We start from the raw sequence: 15,888 nt of genomic DNA, 5'->3' as shown, positions 1-15,888 counted from the left end.
TGCCTTTCTATTTTAACTATTTTTGGATGGTTCAGACTCTTTTGAGCGCTGTTCTTCATCGCTTGTGTCTACCGTAGAGCTATGATGCGTTTGTTCAAGCTCATATTGTTTCAATTGCTGTTCTAGTGTTCTTTTTTCTCGTTGTAATTTGTATAAGCGCACCATCCCAAATGTACCAGCGATAAGACCTCCCATAAGAACTGAACCCAATATGACCAGCACAAGCGGTGCCTGCCCGGATCCAAATAGATAATTCACTTCTACTGGGTCCACATTAATAACAGCAAAAATAGCAACAATTAACGCAAAAATCAGTGCAAATATAAAATTCTTTTGACCTTTCATTCTATTACTCCTCTCCTAGTCCATCCCATCCATTTATTCCTTTACTTTACTATACTATTCCCAGCTGAAAAAGAACTAAAAACGAAGATAGAAAACTTCATTAAACAATGTTTTTATAAATACGAAGGAGAAAACAATAGGCATCATGCGCATTATAGCTGGTCTGTTGTGGAAAGATGAGTTGAGTGGTTGGAATAGCTTCGCTTAATTCGTCTTTACACGACAGGCAGAAAGCGAGTGACTTTCAGGCGATACCTTTCACTGTTAAACGCTTGACCCATCCCTTCAAACTATCTCGCACCAAGGTCTTCCACTATCTCCTTATTCGGAACAATATAACATCATTAATGCTAATGCACTATAAAGCCCCTGGAATAGCATACGCCATTCAGGGGCTTATAATAGGTCATTTTATACTTGTGGACCAGAAGGTTTCTTTTTCTCTTCGTATTTGATTGGCTTTTTCTTAAGCATGCTGCCTCTCCAAACTAACCACAGCTGAGCAGCGATGAAGAGGGAGGAGTACGTACCGGCTAGTAATCCAATCACTAGAGCGAAGGAGAAATTAGTGATAGAGGTAGCTCCAAATAATAACAGCATTAATGCAGCAAATATGACGGTTAGGACCGTATTTATACTACGTGCTAGTGTTTGCATTAAGCTTCGATTGACAATCTCAGATAGTTCCTTGAATGTCTTGACACGCTTTTTCTTCTTCAAGTTTTCCCTAATCCGGTCAAAGGTAACAATGGTATCGTTGACGGAATACCCGACGATTGTCAGTATTGCAGCGATAATAGTAATATCAAACTCCAACTTTGTAATACTAAACAGTGCCACAATGAAAAAGGCATCGTGTAAGAGCGCCACAATCGCTGTTAAAGCAAAGTAAATTTCAAATCGTATGGTCACATAGATAATGATACCAATAGAGGCAATCAGCACAGAGTAAATCGCATTCTTCACGAGCTCTTCCCCTACAATAGAGGAAACGACACTTGTACTAACATTCTCAGCACTGCTGTATTGCTTACCAATTTCACTCTTTATTTCGGCAATTTCTTCTTTAGTTAACACTTTATCAAAGCGTACGACCGCCACATCTTTGTTATCCCCAGAAGCAACTACCTTCTTCGGTGCGTATCCAAGATCTTGAAAATCTTGTTCTACATCCTCAGCAGTGACTGAATTATCTGCTTGTATTTGGACACGCGACCCACTTGTAAAGTCAATGCCCACATTCAAGCCCGTAAAGGATATAAATCCTACCCCAAATACAACAAGTAATATAGATATTGCAAAAAACTTATTACGGTGCTTCACGAAGTCAAAGGAACGCCCGAATACTTTCGGCTCCACTTCCTCATCATCAGCAATATCTTGGATATCCTTTTGCCGGACACCAAAGAAACCAGGCTTCTTATTTAATGCTTTACTGTTTACCCACAAGCCTAATAGCAGGCGGGAACCATACACAGCTGTAAGGAAGCTTACGATTATACTTAATATTAGCATGGTCGCAAATCCTTTAACGGAGCTTGTACCGAAGCTAAATAGAACAATCGCTGCTAATAGAGTTGTTATATTAGCATCCAATATTGTACTTAATGAGCGACTGTTACCCGCTTTAAAAGCAGAAATAGTTGATTTACCAGACCTCAACTCTTCCTTTATCCGTTCATAGGTAATGATATTAGCGTCAACAGCCATACCTACTCCTAGTACGAGTGCCGCAATACCAGGTAATGTTAACACTCCGTTCATCCATTCAAATACTTGCAGAATTAAATAGATATACACACTTAATGTGATAGTGGCTACCACACCAGGGAGACGATAGTAAAGCATCATAAAGACAAATATTAAGCCAATACCAATAGAACCAGCAAGAATGGTTTTATTCATTGCCTGCTCACCAAACTGCGCTCCCACGGAATTGGAATATAACTCCTCCATGTTAACGGGAAGCGAGCCAGCATTTAATATCTTGGCAAGCTCCTGAGCCTCTTCCTTCGTAAAATCTCCGTTAATTTGAACATTGTTAGTCATTAAGGTTTGGTCAACATTAGGTGCAGAAATATATTTGCGTTCATCTGCTGGTTTTTGTAATTCTTCAACAAAAGAATCGCCTTCCTGATAGTCCATCCATATTACCATTGCATTTGGCGAATATGGTACAGAGACGTCGGAATTCACAAGAGATTTCACCTTTTCTGTAACACTCGCAAAATCGTTAGCGTCCTTCACCTTAAGTGTAACGATAGGGGCACCAGATGGGCCAAATTCTTGCGAAGCACTTCCTTCCACGAGATCGTTCCCGTCGAAGATTTCCCCTTCTTCAGTATCAGGAGAGGTGTCTGTAGATTCTTCATCCATTTCCAGGCTTAATGGTTTATCGTTAATGCGAATCTGATCATCATCAATTGTCCGGAATGATAATCTTGCAGATGTTGAGAGAAGCTCTCTCGCTTTGTCTTGATCATCAATCCCTGCCAATTGCACACGAATTCGGTCTTCGCCCTCAATATTTATGTTAGTTTCGCTAATACCGAGTACGTTAACACGGTTTGTAAGTAATTCTACTGTATCCTCTAACACATCTCTGTTTAGATCCTGATCTTCTTCAATTGGTGTGACTTCATATAGTATTTCAAAGCCGCCTTGAAGGTCGAGTCCTAATCGTATGTCCTTCGTAATCCCTTGTATCGTTGTACTTATTGTTCCTGCAAAGAGTAGTATGAGGAGGAAAAATGCAACGATACGTCCCCGCTTAATCATGAATAAAAGTGCCTCCTTCGATTTCCAAAACCATATATATCTTCCGTATTTACGATTCATTCACTGACTTTATGCTAGTAAAGCAATTATAGAGAGGTTGTACTAGTGATGTCAATGCGCGTTCTCATCCGTCTCATCTTGCTGCTCATGAATTGGCCCGCTTAAAGCTTTTATGGAAGTCATTAAGTCTTCATTCCCTTGATAAGCTTGAATCGTCAAATAGCTCATATAAGTACCAATATTTAGATGGAAAATATCTTGAACAATTTGGTGCAGGCGCTTCTCTGGCTTTCCTTTCCATACTTTCTCTACCATACACTTCCATATACCTTCTTCATGAGCATTAGGGTAGCCTAGCAATTGAAATTCCTCCACTTTACTGTGCAACACTGGATAAACCATCCGCTTCCATTCCATTACATTTTTACTTTCTTCCAAGTGGTTCCCCTCCATTAACAATTTGTAATGATGCCACTACATATCATCCTAACCCTTGTATCCATTCTGATTGTCCTATGTACAGAATAAAGCCCACCCGTCTTAGAGTGGATTCGAAAAACATTCTATATGCTTGTCATGCTTGGCTACCTTTTTCGCATATACATTCATTGTATATGAATTTCAATTTTTTGAGAAGGTAGGGCTTTAATATGACTAAGCAAACCTTTCTACAGGGGACGCTGATTCTTATAGCTGCTGGCATGATTACTAGATTCCTTGGCTTTGTGAATCGCATTGTTATCGCGAGGATCATGGGAGAGGAGGGAGTAGGACTTTACATGATGGCGATTCCTACTCTTATTCTCGTTATCACGCTCACTCAATTTGGTTTACCAGTAGCCATTTCTAAACGAGTAGCAGAGGCAGAAGCACACGGAGATCTATTGAAGATAAAAAAAATCCTCGTCATCTCCCTTGTCATAACTGGAATACTAAGCATTATTTTCACAGCTGGTATGGTGATGCTTGCCCCTCTTCTTGCTAAAACACTATTAACGGATGAAAGAACCTTGTATCCGCTTCTTGCAATCAGTCCTATCGTTCCTATAGTAGCTATTTCATCTGTACTTCGAGGCTATTTCCAAGGTCGGCAAAACATGAAGCCTCAGGCGTATTCTCAAGTTATTGAGCAAATTGTACGCATTTCGTGTGTCGCTTTTTTCACAAGTGCGCTAGCTCCCTTAGGGGTGGAATATGCTGCAGCCGGTGCGATGATTTCTGTTGTGCTTGGAGAGTTCGTCTCCTTGTTATATATGATTCGGATGTTTAAGGTGAAAAAACGGATAAAAATACGCAACAAATTTTCCAATTATTTAAAAGAAGGAAAAGAGACCCTTCAGGAATTAATGTCCATTGCACTGCCTACCACAGGGAGTAGACTTGTAGGCTCTCTCTCCTTCTTTCTGGAGCCCATACTCGTAGCACAAAGCTTAGCGATTGCAGGCGTACAAACAGCCATCGCAACAAAGCAATATGGGGAATTAACTGGATACGCTCTTCCATTGCTCATGCTGCCAACCTTTATTACGCATTCCTTGTCGGTAGCTCTGGTACCTAATATCAGTGAGGCAGGTGCGAAACAAGACAAGCAGCTCATTCATTATCGGATTCACCAGGCAATACGTCTTTCCTTTGCCTCAGGTGCTCTAGCTACCGTCGTTATCGCGTTATTTGCAACACCTATATTGAGCTTTATGTATGGCAGTAGTAACGCTGCCCGATTTCTTGTTCTAATGTCGCCCTTCTTCCTACTACTATATTTTCAAGCTCCGCTACAGGCTGCTTTACAAGCTCTTGACCTAGCTAAAGCAGCCATGTGGAATAGCCTAATAGGAGCCGTAGTGAAATTCGGGGTGTTGCTTGCTTTAGCTACACAGCCTGATTTTGGCATAATGGGAGTCGCCCTAGCTATAGTAGTTGGAGTGATTCTCGTCACCTTCCTACATCTGTTTACGCTAATGAAGGCTATTGAATTCCGTTTACCATTTATTGATATTTGCAAAATGGTTAGCTTAATTATCATGACCTGGCTTGGAGGAGAATGGCTGCAAGACCTATTCCCCCATGCAACCAATCATGTGTGGTCATTCCTTGTCCTGCTTGTCGTGTTCACTATTGGCTATACTGCTCTACTATTCTTATTCCGTTTTATTACGAAAGACGAGCTGAAACAGCTTCCATTCTTCAAAGGATTTATCAAACCATGATTTCCCATGCATCATCATGATACATGGCTTTCTATAAAAAAATCAGCCGCTCGATGGAAAGCGGCTGATTGACATTCTATTGCTTCACTAGCATAGATAACCACATAAACGTTAATGCTTGTTGCAGCGGCCTAGCTAATGCTTCCGTATGGGCTGTTGTTACCCCTTCTTTATAGACAGGCTCCCCATCCTTGATTCTAAAGCCATTCTCAGCGGCAAGCTGCTCCAGCTCCCATGGCATCATCGTGTTACATATAACACTTTCTCCGTATAACCGATTATAGCTGTTCTGACGAGGTCCAGCAGTTGGTCCGAGCAATCCGACACATAAATGACCTCCAGGCTTTAACACCCTTCTCATTTCTTGTAGAGCTAGAAGCGGAGTCTCCGTCCATTCCATTGAGTTAATTGCAATTAATCCATCAAAGGAATGGTCTTCAAAAGGTAACGATGATAGATCCCCAACTTGAAACTGCAAGCCTTCTTGCGCTTGCTGATTTGCATATTCCACCATTTTTGGTGATATATCTACGCCAATAACAGAAAAGCCTGCTTGGTTCAGCTTGTATGATCCATATCCATCTCCACAGCCTACGTCAGCAACTCGACTCCCTGCTTCCACATGCTTCTCAAAAAAAGGGACTATGGAAGAACGACTCCCATTCTCCCACATGTCCTTACTCTTATCTGACCAGAATTGAACATTTCCGTCCCACCGTTTTTCTACTTCTTTATGCCAATTAAATTCCATACTCATGTATGCTATCCCCCATAATCTAAACTTTCCTATTTTATGATAGGTTCTCTACTTAAAAGGTATACTCCTTTATTGTTCGTTATTTTTGTCAATATACCATTTATTCTGCTGATCAATTGTTAGGAAAGAAATATCCCGAATCTCCTCATACCCTTTTTCTTTCAGCCGCTCCCTAAGCCAATCCTCATTTTTATGGTTTTGCTTCAGATTATCGTGGAGGATTTCTCCATCAACAATAAGGGGAAGGACAAACCCTTCATGCGGCATTTGCGGATCCTTCTCAAATATGGAAAGCTTCCCAGAAGGTTCTAACACAGCATAATCCACATCTCCAACATTTCTAGTTCCATTCTCCCGCAGCTGCATCATCAAATCATCGAAATTGTACCGCTGCCTTCTCATTTCATTTTCGTCTATTTTTCCTTTACGAATGATAACAGAAGGTTTTCCATCGACCAGATCTCTAAATCGCTGATTTTTCAAGGAAACCCAGGCAGTTCCTCGTTGAATGAACAATAAAACGACCATAGGGATAACAGCATGTATAAATTCGTCCTTTGGTTCTTCAATGGAGAATACTCCTATTTCCGCCAGCATAATGAATACAACTAGATCTAATACACTTAATTCCCCAATTTCCCGCTTTCCCATGAACCGAAAGATAATTAAAATAACAAAATAGGTTCCAAAGGTTCTCGCTATAATAATGAAAATTTCGTTTGCATCCACGTTCGTTCCCACTCTCTGTACACAATATGTTCTTAGTGTGAACTAAACGAATAGAGTTATGCCTAAAGAGAGTTGTGTAGAAACGGAAGTAAGTACCGGATGTACACATAAATTGTGGAAACAAGTAAAGAAAAGATAACCACAGGAAATCCATATAACAAAAACTTGACAAAGCCTATTGGATGCTTAGCACTTGATGCTAAGCCAGCAACTACTACGTTTGCAGATGCACCGATTAATGTACCGTTCCCGCCTAGACAAGCCCCAAGCGCAAGTGACCACCACAATGGATCTAAATTAGTAATGCCGTAAGACTGAAATTCCTGAATAACAGGAATCATAGCAGCAACAAAAGGGATATTATCCACTATGCCAGAGAAAATACCCGAAATCCATAATAGAAGCAGAGCCGTTGATGGTAAATCCCCTTCCGTAATCCACATAATCCCCCTTGCTAGCTCATCAATCACACCAACTTGTTCCAACCCGCCAACTAGCATAAACAGCCCGATAAAAAAGAACAGCGTAATCCACTCTACTTGCTTAAAAATTTCCTCTGCTTCCGCTTCCTTTTGTGTCAACAAAAGCAATAGCAATGCACCACAAACCGCTACGGTAGTCAACTCCACATGAACAAAGGCGTGGAGTGAAAATCCGCTCACCGTAAGGGAAAGGACTACTATGGATTGATACAGCATAGGAGTCCTAATGAGATAGCTTTCTGCATTCATATCCATTAATTTCATCCTATATTCTTCCTTCGTATGTAACTTCCTCCGAAACATCAATGCTAAGCAGCAGACCGTTGTAACAAATATAACTAGGACTACTGGTCCTAGATGAACGACAAACGAGAGGAAAGTAAGGTGTTCTACAGCCTGACCAATCATAATATTGGGAGGATCGCCTATCAACGTTGCCGTACCACCAATATTAGCGCTTAAAATAACTGTAAGCATATACGGAAATACCGGTAATTGTAACAAGTTCGTCAGCGTAAGCAGAATAGGTACAAACAAAAGCACAGTAGTTACGTTATCAAGCAATGCCGACCCAAGCGCCGTTAACACTGCTGTTACGACCAACAATGGAACAGGGAATCCTTGCACTTTCTGAGCCATTAGAATAGCAATGTATTCAAACAAACCTGTTTTTTTCGTAATAGAAATTAGCACCATCATGGAAAATAAAAGGGTAATCGTCCCCCAATCAATGAAATCTGTATAAGCATCTTCCCATTTGTATATCCCGCTCAATAGCATTAAAAAACCACCCGCCAAAGCGACCAGGGCACGATTTATTTTTTCTGTCATTATAAATATATAGCTAACTAGAAAGACCGCGATAGCCAGGGTTGTCTCCATTTGCAGTTCCCCTCTTCTTGTCCATTTATACTAATGTATTCAGGGGAGTAGGCGAAATATTTTATTCTATTTCAACTTCTTGTGCATATGTTAGTAGAAAATGGACAAACAGGGGGAAATCACAATGACAAAGGACCGCTTGATGGCTCTAATGTACGGGTGGATTGCCATTTTTATTCTAATGACTGTATCAAGCCTTATACTAGCAATCATCCTCCGCTTCTCTGAAATGACAGAATCGACATTGCAGTGGACAACACTCGTAATTGGATTACTAACCTTATTCGCTGGTGGCTTTATATCAGGTATGAAGGGGAAAGAAAAAGGTTGGCTGTTAGGGGTGCTGACAGGCGCAGGCTTTACCCTCATCGTCTTATTATTTCGTTATCTCGGTTATGAAGAAGGAATGGGATTAACGCAAATGCTCTATCACTCAGGATATGTTGCTATCGCATTGCTTGGTGGCATGATTGGTGTGAACATGAGCAGCAGTACTCAATAGGAATCTCTCCATAAAAAAAAGCACTATTCCGAGGAATAGCGCTTTTTTTATTAGTCTTTATTGACAACTTCTCTTACAGAAGATCGATCGAATGTTAATTTCGTTCCATCTTCTACGATAAGTACAATAGACCCTTCATTGATGGCATGTACATCTCCATGTAATCCGCCAATCGTAATTACTTTATCGCCTTTTTGCAAGTCAGCTTGCATTTGCTGTACTTGCTTTTGTTTTTTCTGTTGTGGGCGAATCAATAAGAAATAGAAAATCACAAACATTAAAATCAAGGGAATAATTGAAGCTAAAGTTCCACTCACGTTCCATTCATCCTTCCAATATTAAAAGTTTTTAGCATTAGGTTTATTAAAGCCATATTGCTCGAAGAACTCCTCGCGGAAATCCCCGAGGCGATCTTGCCGGATGGCTTCTCTAACTTGCTCCATTAAGTTTAACAGAAAATAGAGGTTATGATAAGTTGTTAGTCTGAAGCCGAATGTCTCATTTGCTTTAACAAGATGACGAATATATGCTCGAGAGTAATTGCGGCATGTATGACAATTACAAGCTTCATCAATTGGCCGGAAGTCCCGTGCAAATTTCGCATTACGCACGACGAGCCTTCCCTGAGATGTCATACACGTTCCATTCCGAGCAATTCTTGTTGGTAATACACAGTCAAACATATCTACACCGCGAATGGCGCCATCTATTAAAGAGTCTGGTGATCCTACTCCCATAAGATACCTCGGCTTATCTTCTGGAAGCAGTGGTGTAGTAAAATCTAGCACGCGGTTCATTACGTCTTTCGGCTCGCCAACAGACAATCCACCTATAGCATACCCGGGAAAATCAAGGGATGCAAGGTCTTGGGCACTCTGACGGCGTAACTCTTCGTATTCCCCGCCCTGGACTATGCCAAATAAGCCTTGGTCATGAGGGCGCTTGTGAGCGTCCAGACAACGTTCAGCCCAGCGGCTTGTGCGCTCTACAGATTTTTTCATATAATCAAAGCTCGCAGGATATGGTGGACATTCATCAAACGCCATCATAATATCAGATCCTAGTGCATTCTGGATGTTCATTGCTTTTTCAGGTGAAAGAAATAGCTTTTCCCCATTAATATGGTTACGGAAATGTACCCCTTCTTCTTTAATGTCCCTCAGTTTACTAAGACTGAAAACTTGAAACCCACCCGAATCTGTCAGGATTGATCCATCCCAGTTCATGAAGTTATGCAATCCACCAGCTTCCTCGATAATATCCTCTCCAGGACGCAGCCAGAGGTGGTAGGTGTTTGACAGAATAATGTTGGCACCCATTTCCTTAAGCTCTTCTGGAGCCATCGTTTTAACTGTTGCAAGCGTACCAACCGGCATAAAGGTTGGGGTATCAAAGGAGCCATGAGGTGTGTGGACACGCCCTAGTCTGGCACCCGTCTGTTTATCTGTTTTAATGTGTTCGTATTGTATTGCCATAATTCTATCCTTTCTCGTTGCGCTGAATTACTTAATAAACATGGCGTCTCCGAAGCTAAAGAATCGATACTGTTGTTCAATTGCTTCTTGATAGGCGGCCATAACGTGCTGCTTGCCAGCAAAGGCACTGATCATCATAATCAATGTTGACTTTGGCAGATGGAAGTTTGTAATTAAAGCATCGACCGCTTTAAATTCATACGGAGGATAGATAAAAATGTCCGTCCACCCTCTTGCCTCGGTATAATCGCCATGATCACGAACAATAGTCTCCAGCGTTCGTGTGGAGGTTGTACCCACAGTAATGACACGTCCGCCTCTTGCTCGTGTTTGCTTTAGCTTTTCAGCTGTCTCTTGATCCATCTCGTAAAATTCTGCATGCATGTCATGCTCTTCTACTGTTTCTGCACTGACCGGGCGGAACGTTCCTAATCCAACATGAAGGGTGATGTAAGCAATCTCCACTCCCATAGCCTGGATCTCTTGCAGTAGCTCTGATGTAAAATGCAGACCTGCAGTTGGAGCTGCTGCTGAGCCCTCCTCCTTGGAATATACAGTCTGATACCGCTCACGGTCCTCCAGCTGCTCTTTAATGTATGGAGGAAGTGGCATTTCACCAAGGGACTCCAGCACCTCTAGAAAAATACCTTCATACCTAAAGCGTACTATTCGTCCGCCATGCTCTTTAAGCTCTGTACATTCTGCTACTAATTGTCCATCCCCGAAAGTAATTCTAGTTCCTTCTTTCACCTTTTTGGCAGGCTTTACAAGTACTTCCCACACATCACCTTCTTGCTGATGAAGAAGCAGAACTTCTACCTTCGCACCTGTATCCTCTTTTGTCCCGAATAACCTGGCAGGCAATACGCGAGTGTTGTTTAACACGAGACAATCGCCAGCCTCCAGATAGGAAGGCAAGTCATAAAAATGCTGATGGTTTGTCTCCCCTGTCTCTTTATCGAGCACTAGCATACGAGAGGATGTTCTATTTAATAGTGGTGTTTGAGCAATCAATTCTTCAGGCAAATGAAAATCAAATTCTTTTATATCCATAATTCTCTCCCTGTTCTATATCAACGAAACTTACCAATTATATAAAAAATTAATGATAGCACGACGCTCACAATAATGGAAGTCATGATAGGAAAATAGAACGTTGTGTTTCCTTTCGTAAACGAAAAATCACCCGGCAATTTGCCAATAAACGTCCATATTAGCCCTACTACGATAAATATTATACCAATAATGATAAAGACCTTAGAGAATTCTGTCATTCTCCCGGAACCTCCCTATTGAAATGCGCATAGGCTTTATTGGTAACCAGTCTTCCCCTGGGGGTACGTTGTATAAACCCCATCTGCAAAAGAAATGGTTCATAAACATCCTCAATGGTTTGGGACTCCTCTCCAACAGTGGCAGCAATCGTATCAAGGCCCACTGGACCACCTTTGAAATGATCCATAATGCCTAATAACAGCTTATGGTCAATATGGTCAAGACCTTCCTGATCGACCTGCAGCATTCCTAAGGCGAGTTGAGTCGTTTCAAGGGAAATAACCTCTTCCCCTTTCACCTGTGCAATATCCCGCACACGCTTCAATAAGCGGTTAGCAATACGAGGAGTTCCTCTAGCTCTTCTGGCAATTTCTAATGCTGCATCCCTACCGATTCTCACATGAAATATTTCTGCCGTCCGTTCTACAATGGCACATAGATCTTCTTTGTCATAGTAATCAAGACGACTTAACACCCCAAAACGATCTCGAAGCGGAGCAGATAATAACCCCGCCCTTGTCGTAGCACCTACCAACGTGAATGGGGGCAAATCCAATCGTATAGAACGCGCTTCGGACCCTTGACCAATTACGATATCTAAACAAAAATCCTCCATCGCAGGATAAAGCACCTCTTCTACGGAACGGGGCAAACGATGTATTTCATCAATAAAGAGAACGTCTCCTGGCTCCAATGAGGAAAGAATAGCTGCCAAATCACCAGCTCTCTCAATCGCAGGGCCGGCAGTTGTACGAAACTGACCTCCCATTTCATTAGATATAATAGAAGCAAGTGTCGTTTTACCAAGGCCAGGTGGGCCATATAATAATACATGATCCAATGGCTCATCGCGCATCCTTGCTGCTTCAATGAAGATTTTTAAATTTTCCTTCGTTTTCGTTTGTCCGATATATTGTTGTAATCGTTTAGGACGTAGGCTTAATTCCACAGATTCATCATCCGCCTGGAGATCCCCACTAACCATACGATCCTCCATATTGTACCTCCTTTCTTACTTTTGCATCATCAATGCAAGACCAGCCCGAACAAGCTCATCAATGGAAGCATTCTGCTTCTGGCTTAAGGAAGGTTTTATTTTCTTTAATTCCTTATCAGAATAGCCTAGTGCTTTCAGCGCTTCCAACGCTTCATCCACTTGTTTATTACTTTCGTCATTTGTTTTTCCTTCGTAGAATAACGTTTCCTCTTCCTGTTCAACTGGCAGCCATTCCAACAGCTTCCCTTTCAAATCTAAAATCATTTGTCGAGCTGTCTTCTTCCCTACCCCAGGAAATTTCGTTAAGAAAGCGTCATCCTCCCGTTCCACAGCCGATACAAATTCTCCTACTGAAGTGGCGGCTAAAATAGCTAATGCTCCCTTTGGACCTATTCCAGAGACGTTTAATAGCTTTGAAAACAATGACTTTTGTTCCGACGATTTAAAACCGTACAGCATCTCATTATCTTCCCGAACGTAGTGATATGTATATATACGTAATGTTTTGTTCAATTGACTTTGGAAAGCATATGGGTTAGGGCATGCAATATGATATCCTACGCCATGTGTTTCGACAATGATACTCTCTGCATCTACAGAAGTAATCATGCCATGAATATATGCGATCATCTCATTAACTCCTTCTCTCTCACTTTACCTTTTCTTATTTTAACACAAAAGAGAGGTTTACTCGACGTAGAACATCGGACATACGTTCGTACGCTTAATTTCGAAACAAAAGAAATTTTTCGAAAATATTTGTTGACTGACTGGTCATTAAAACTTATCATAGAAGGTAGAAATGTCTCAAACAGTTATGAGGTGTTCTAGAATGAAAACTATTGATCGCATTATTCAATATCTAAAATCTTTAGGTGTGAATGCAGAGAAAGTTACTAGACAACCTAAGAGCTCTCGATAGCCCTCCCTTATACATATGATAAGGCGCAGCAAAGAAGAGAATACTATGATTCCATTAATACCGTAAAGCCTATAAAACCGTCCAGGAAAGCCCGGACGGTTTCTTTATGATCCATTCTGATTATAATAGCAAAGGGAGCACCACATGGGTACTCCCTTCTCCGTATCATTTTAGGACTTTCATTGATTCGAGATGGAGTACTGCTCGTACTCCTTAATCAAGCTTAAATATTGATCCTTCGAATTAATTTTTATCCCTTTTTGTAACTCTTCTGATTTTCTACTTTCGAGCTTGTCCGTATCAATATAAAAGAAGGATTGAATAGCCTTCTGGTTTTCAGGAATTCCATCGAATATGGTAAGCTCTCCCTCGTCATTCACACCAAAATACCCGTTCTTCTTAATAACTGGAGACAACTCATTCATTTCTTTTCCGAAAATAATCTGATTATCGGACTGATTAATAACCTCCCAGCCATCGTACGTAGCCCAAAAATCCTCCATTGCCCAAATGGTCTCCTCCATCCTTTCCTCCGTCACCACTCCATCCATGTAAGAACGCTGCAGCACCACTTCCAACACTAGAGGGTCCTGTTCCCAGGACTTAGCTCCATCTGTATCACGGGGCGGCTGATTCATAGATTCACTACCCTCAGCCTTCTGTTCTCCGCTATAAATAAACAATCCAACTAACAAAATTGCCATCATCGGATATAATCTCTTCATGCCATCCACACCCCCACGCAGGTTATGTCACTAAAAAAACTTCTAATCTCAGTATGACCTGAGTTTAGAAGTTTTATCCCTGTGAGGAAGGTATTATTTATGATTATGATATACTTCTTGAACGTCTTCCAAATCCTCAAGCATATCCACAAGTTTTTCCATCTTCTCTTTATCATCGCCCTCTAGATGAGCATAAGTTTGAGGGAAGAAAGTAACTTCAGCCTCTTCTAAGGAATAGCCTTGCTCTTCTAAGGAAGAACGAACGTCTTGAAAAGCTTCGGGAGTTGTATAAATTCCGAAAGCTCCTTCTTCTGTTTCCATCTCGTCCGCTCCGGCTTCAATAACCTCAAGCATCAGCTCTTCTTCGTCCACATCATTTTCTTCACTGCTAATGGCGATATATCCCTTTCGATCAAACATGAAGGAGACACAGCCATTTTCTCCAAGGTTTCCCCCATTCTTACTAAATGCGTGACGAACTTCAGAAGCAGTACGGTTGCGATTATCGGTTAACACCTCTACCATTACCGCAACGCCATTAGGGCCGTACCCTTCATACATGGCCTCTTCATAATTCGCTCCATCCAAATTTCCGGTTGCTTTATTTATCGCACGATCAATATTTTCGTTAGGTACATTATTTGCTTTGGCTTTATCAATTGCTTGACGGAGAGCTGGGTTTGTTTCTGGATCTCCGCCGCCTTCTTTCGCTGCGACATACAAATCCTTCGCTAGCTTCATAAAGATTTTCCCGCGTTTTTTATCCTGCGCACCCTTACGATGCTTAATATTGGCCCACTTAGAATGACCAGCCATAGGACATTCTCCTCTCTCTTTCCATAATTGCACATTCCTATATACTATAACATAATCACCTAACCGTTAAAAGATAACTAAAATCGCTGCAAATCCTCCCTTTCCCTATGTCCATGTTCCTGCTTAGCTGGCAGCTTGAAACCGAGATAATGATGGTTCGTTACCTTTATAGGAGAAAGGTATGGCCAGGAAAGGGCAGTTATTCCCCAACCATCAACACGGATTTTTAAAATCCTTCTGCAAAACTATCGCAAATTTTATAATCCCGCTATCTCCCATTTAATGGGTTACTTTTTAACAGAGTCTTCCATAAAAAAAAGGAGCATCCTTCTGCTCCTACTAGCGATAATTCTTATCTCTATGCTGATCGATTCCTTCAGGCATTTCCTCATCCTGATGAATTCTGCTCTTTAAATCCTTCATTCGGTCCCAATAGCGTTCATCCGTATAGATTACCACTTCTTTTCCCTTAACTTCAGGCATTTCCCTGACCATTTTGCGCACTTTTTCCGCTACGTCTACTCTTGTATAAGTAGCTCTTGAAGGTTCCTCCACTGCAACTACAACGGTATCATTGGTTACAACGACCTGTGCTGTCATCACAAACCTGGACTGTGCTAGCCGTTTGGAGATGGTTCTTGATTGTTGGTCGTAATCCTTATTGTTAGTAGACATAGCGTGAGGGTCAGATTTAGGTGTATTCTTTTTCGGATATTCATTACCAGTTGATTTTTGTCTTGCTCTGTTTAGTTCATACTGATTATGTTCTGAGTCCTCATTAGTTGTATATGAAGGCTCATTCTTTGCTTTTTCGGATTGTCCGTCCTCCATCATCTTTTCTTCAGACATATTATCCAATTCTGTGGAAAGAGATTCCGGCTGTAGATCAGGCTCAACAATGGATTCTTCCTGTATTCCACAACCAGCTGCAGACATCACTACCAATATACTTCCTAATAAGGCAAGTTTCTGTATCATATTAAAGGACCTCCCTTC

At 41.4% G+C, this 15,888-nt stretch carries 17 protein-coding genes; 2 read left to right on the top strand and 15 right to left on the bottom strand.

All coding sequences use genetic code 11. From position 1 onward, the window contains the following. Positions 1-12 precede the first annotated feature (12 nt). From ACFFGV_RS02635 to ACFFGV_RS02625, 3 genes are all read right to left on the bottom strand, one after another. The gene (locus ACFFGV_RS02635; protein ID WP_377345021.1) at positions 13-345 is read right to left on the bottom strand and encodes a LapA family protein; all 333 of its coding nucleotides are present in this window, start codon (positions 343-345) and stop codon (positions 13-15) included. Positions 346-756: 411 nt separating this feature from the next. Next, a complete protein-coding gene (gene secD, locus ACFFGV_RS02630) occupies positions 757-3,123 on the bottom strand; it encodes a protein translocase subunit SecD (RefSeq protein WP_377345020.1) in 2,367 nt (788 codons plus the stop codon). Between the two features lie 111 nt (positions 3,124-3,234). Continuing rightward, on the bottom strand, positions 3,235-3,561 hold the full coding sequence (locus ACFFGV_RS02625; protein WP_377345019.1) for a post-transcriptional regulator: 327 nt from the start codon (positions 3,559-3,561) through the stop codon (positions 3,235-3,237). A 212-nt stretch (positions 3,562-3,773) separates the two neighbouring features. Between ACFFGV_RS02625 and spoVB the strand changes: the two genes are divergently transcribed. Then, entirely contained in the window at positions 3,774-5,330 is a 1,557-nt protein-coding gene (spoVB, locus tag ACFFGV_RS02620; RefSeq protein WP_377345018.1) for a stage V sporulation protein B, read from the top strand. 76 nt (positions 5,331-5,406) lie between these two features. Here the strand turns inward: spoVB and ACFFGV_RS02615 are convergent, their stop codons facing one another. The 3 genes from ACFFGV_RS02615 to ACFFGV_RS02605 form a co-directional block, all read right to left on the bottom strand. Continuing rightward, the gene (locus ACFFGV_RS02615; RefSeq protein ID WP_377345017.1) at positions 5,407-6,087 is read right to left on the bottom strand and encodes a class I SAM-dependent methyltransferase; all 681 of its coding nucleotides are present in this window, start codon (positions 6,085-6,087) and stop codon (positions 5,407-5,409) included. A gap of 69 nt (positions 6,088-6,156) precedes the next feature. Beyond that, complete coding sequence (locus ACFFGV_RS02610) at positions 6,157-6,816, bottom strand: YetF domain-containing protein (protein WP_377345016.1); 660 nt, start codon at positions 6,814-6,816, stop codon at positions 6,157-6,159. Between the two features lie 62 nt (positions 6,817-6,878). Beyond that, the gene (locus ACFFGV_RS02605; protein ID WP_377345015.1) at positions 6,879-8,180 is read right to left on the bottom strand and encodes an ArsB/NhaD family transporter; all 1,302 of its coding nucleotides are present in this window, start codon (positions 8,178-8,180) and stop codon (positions 6,879-6,881) included. Between the two features lie 124 nt (positions 8,181-8,304). Between ACFFGV_RS02605 and ACFFGV_RS02600 the strand changes: the two genes are divergently transcribed. Then, positions 8,305-8,682: a TIGR04086 family membrane protein gene (locus ACFFGV_RS02600; protein WP_377345014.1), complete on the top strand. Its 378-nt coding sequence runs from the start codon at positions 8,305-8,307 to the stop codon at positions 8,680-8,682. A 50-nt stretch (positions 8,683-8,732) separates the two neighbouring features. On the opposite strand, the gene yajC is transcribed toward ACFFGV_RS02600, so the two are convergent. From yajC to ACFFGV_RS02555, 9 genes are all read right to left on the bottom strand, one after another. Continuing rightward, positions 8,733-8,999 carry a preprotein translocase subunit YajC gene (gene yajC / locus ACFFGV_RS02595; protein WP_377345013.1) on the bottom strand — a complete coding sequence of 89 codons (267 nt, stop codon included), beginning with the start codon at positions 8,997-8,999 and terminating at the stop codon, positions 8,733-8,735. Positions 9,000-9,020: 21 nt separating this feature from the next. Further along, positions 9,021-10,157: a tRNA guanosine(34) transglycosylase Tgt gene (tgt, locus tag ACFFGV_RS02590; RefSeq protein ID WP_377345012.1), complete on the bottom strand. Its 1,137-nt coding sequence runs from the start codon at positions 10,155-10,157 to the stop codon at positions 9,021-9,023. Positions 10,158-10,184: 27 nt separating this feature from the next. Further along, the gene (queA, locus tag ACFFGV_RS02585; protein ID WP_377345011.1) at positions 10,185-11,210 is read right to left on the bottom strand and encodes a tRNA preQ1(34) S-adenosylmethionine ribosyltransferase-isomerase QueA; all 1,026 of its coding nucleotides are present in this window, start codon (positions 11,208-11,210) and stop codon (positions 10,185-10,187) included. A 20-nt stretch (positions 11,211-11,230) separates the two neighbouring features. Beyond that, positions 11,231-11,431: a DUF2905 domain-containing protein gene (locus tag ACFFGV_RS02580; protein WP_377345010.1), complete on the bottom strand. Its 201-nt coding sequence runs from the start codon at positions 11,429-11,431 to the stop codon at positions 11,231-11,233. Continuing rightward, on the bottom strand, positions 11,428-12,429 hold the full coding sequence (ruvB, locus tag ACFFGV_RS02575; protein ID WP_377345009.1) for a Holliday junction branch migration DNA helicase RuvB: 1,002 nt from the start codon (positions 12,427-12,429) through the stop codon (positions 11,428-11,430). The genes ACFFGV_RS02580 and ruvB overlap by 4 nt, the downstream gene beginning before the upstream one ends. Positions 12,430-12,444: 15 nt before the next feature. Beyond that, positions 12,445-13,059, bottom strand: a complete 615-nt coding sequence (gene ruvA, locus ACFFGV_RS02570) for a Holliday junction branch migration protein RuvA (protein ID WP_377345008.1) — start codon at positions 13,057-13,059, stop codon at positions 12,445-12,447. Positions 13,060-13,530: 471 nt separating this feature from the next. After that, positions 13,531-14,076, bottom strand: coding sequence for a BofC C-terminal domain-containing protein (locus tag ACFFGV_RS02565; protein WP_377345007.1), 546 nt, complete (start codon positions 14,074-14,076; stop codon positions 13,531-13,533). Positions 14,077-14,169: 93 nt separating this feature from the next. Next, positions 14,170-14,892 (bottom strand): YebC/PmpR family DNA-binding transcriptional regulator, encoded by a 723-nt coding sequence (locus ACFFGV_RS02560; RefSeq protein ID WP_377345006.1) that lies wholly within the window; start codon positions 14,890-14,892, stop codon positions 14,170-14,172. A 339-nt stretch (positions 14,893-15,231) separates the two neighbouring features. Then, positions 15,232-15,870: a YhcN/YlaJ family sporulation lipoprotein gene (locus tag ACFFGV_RS02555; protein ID WP_377345005.1), complete on the bottom strand. Its 639-nt coding sequence runs from the start codon at positions 15,868-15,870 to the stop codon at positions 15,232-15,234. Between the last annotated feature and the right edge of the window lie 18 nt (positions 15,871-15,888).

The organism is Pontibacillus salicampi (assembly GCF_042434395.1).
GTDB lineage: Bacteria > Bacillota > Bacilli > Bacillales > BH030062 > Pontibacillus > Pontibacillus salicampi.
Note: the sequence above shows the minus strand (reverse complement) of the source record. Positions and strands in the feature narration are given on the sequence as shown.

Coding starts and splice junctions, on each gene's coding strand:
- secD (WP_377345020.1), bottom strand. CDS start 3,123: ATGATTAAGCGGGGACGTATCGTTGCATTTTTCCTCCTCATACTACTC.
- ruvB (WP_377345009.1), bottom strand. CDS start 12,429: ATGGAGGATCGTATGGTTAGTGGGGATCTCCAGGCGGATGATGAATCT.
- ACFFGV_RS02555 (WP_377345005.1), bottom strand. CDS start 15,870: ATGATACAGAAACTTGCCTTATTAGGAAGTATATTGGTAGTGATGTCT.
- ACFFGV_RS02580 (WP_377345010.1), bottom strand. CDS start 11,431: ATGACAGAATTCTCTAAGGTCTTTATCATTATTGGTATAATATTTATC.
- ACFFGV_RS02615 (WP_377345017.1), bottom strand. CDS start 6,087: ATGAGTATGGAATTTAATTGGCATAAAGAAGTAGAAAAACGGTGGGAC.
- ACFFGV_RS02565 (WP_377345007.1), bottom strand. CDS start 14,076: ATGAAGAGATTATATCCGATGATGGCAATTTTGTTAGTTGGATTGTTT.
- ACFFGV_RS02605 (WP_377345015.1), bottom strand. CDS start 8,180: ATGGAGACAACCCTGGCTATCGCGGTCTTTCTAGTTAGCTATATATTT.
- ACFFGV_RS02600 (WP_377345014.1), top strand. CDS start 8,305: ATGACAAAGGACCGCTTGATGGCTCTAATGTACGGGTGGATTGCCATT.
- queA (WP_377345011.1), bottom strand. CDS start 11,210: ATGGATATAAAAGAATTTGATTTTCATTTGCCTGAAGAATTGATTGCT.
- ACFFGV_RS02635 (WP_377345021.1), bottom strand. CDS start 345: ATGAAAGGTCAAAAGAATTTTATATTTGCACTGATTTTTGCGTTAATT.
- ACFFGV_RS02560 (WP_377345006.1), bottom strand. CDS start 14,892: ATGGCTGGTCATTCTAAGTGGGCCAATATTAAGCATCGTAAGGGTGCG.
- ruvA (WP_377345008.1), bottom strand. CDS start 13,059: ATGATCGCATATATTCATGGCATGATTACTTCTGTAGATGCAGAGAGT.
- tgt (WP_377345012.1), bottom strand. CDS start 10,157: ATGGCAATACAATACGAACACATTAAAACAGATAAACAGACGGGTGCC.
- spoVB (WP_377345018.1), top strand. CDS start 3,774: ATGACTAAGCAAACCTTTCTACAGGGGACGCTGATTCTTATAGCTGCT.